Annotated in this window: 1 protein-coding gene; it reads left to right on the top strand. The window is 63.4% G+C overall.

The annotated features are described in order from the left end of the window. Positions 1–216 precede the first annotated feature (216 nt). On the top strand, positions 217–699 hold the full coding sequence (locus tag WEA77_RS04570; protein WP_368066683.1) for a transposase: 483 nt from the start codon (positions 217–219) through the stop codon (positions 697–699). Positions 700–1,031: the final 332 nt, after the last annotated feature.

A 1,031-nucleotide genomic window follows, 5' to 3' on the forward strand; every position in this document is an offset into this window, starting at 1 on the left:
CTGGCGCCGATCAAGCCGCCGCCGCCTGAATGGCGGTCCCTATCGGGCGGTTACTATTATTCGGCGTTGGGCATTGCGCGAGGCGTTGTTGCGTAATTCCCGCCTGAGGCATGACAGCCCCTTTCCCCGTTATCATCAGCCCACCCCTCCGTGCCAACAAGAGTGAGACATCTGACAGTCTGAAGTTTACACTCGAGGGCGTAGGAGAACGATCTGATGGTAATGCCCGAACGTCTGCCCACGCCCTTGCCTGCCGCGCCTGAGATTTCTGCTTCGACGGCTTCTCCTGCCCGTGTTGTGGCGGGGCCCAAAGTGGCTTCGGCCGAATTCACTGCAGTGCCGAAGCGGCGCAGTTTCTCGGCAAGATACAAGCTGCAGATCCTGGCGGAGACCGACCGCGCCGTGGAAACGGGCGGTATTTCGGCCATTCTGCGGCGTGAGGGCCTGTATTCCTCGGCCTTGAGCGACTGGCGGGGTCAGCGCGAAGCCGGCACTCTGGGTGCGTTGCAGCCCCGCGCGCGTGGTCCCGAAAAGGCAGCAGTGAACCCTTTGCAGGCCGAACTGGCCAAGGCCAATCGTGAGAATGCCGCCTTGCGCCGCCGCCTCGATCAGGCGGAAGCGATCATCGCCATCCAAAAAAAAGTGGCCGCGCTTCTGGACGAGATGGACCAGGCATCCGGCAGCAGCGGCAAGTCGTGATGGCCGCCGTTGTGGCATTGATCCCTGGCAGCGGCCTGACGACGGCGGTTTGCGCGGCCTTGGAGGTGTCGCGGGCCTCTGTGCATCGGCATCGCACGGCGCTGATCGCTCCGCCTCGCGCGACAAAACCTCGGCCAGCTGTCTCACGCGCCTTGCGGACAAGTGAACGGGATCAGGTGCTTGCCCACTTGCGCACGCCCCGCTTCGCGGATCAGACCCCGACCGAGGTCTATGCCACCTTGCTTGATGAAGGCGTCTATCTGTGTTCGATCCGCACGATGTATCGCATCCTTGCCGCCCATGGCGAGGTTGCGGAGCGCCGCAGGCTGCGT

The organism is Hyphomonas sp., assembly GCF_040882205.1.
Taxonomy (GTDB): domain Bacteria; phylum Pseudomonadota; class Alphaproteobacteria; order Caulobacterales; family Hyphomonadaceae; genus Hyphomonas.

Bases quoted from the DNA above. Each gene is read 5' to 3' on its own strand.
- WEA77_RS04570 (WP_368066683.1), top strand. From the start codon at position 217: ATGGTAATGCCCGAACGTCTGCCCACGCCCTTGCCTGCCGCGCCTGAG.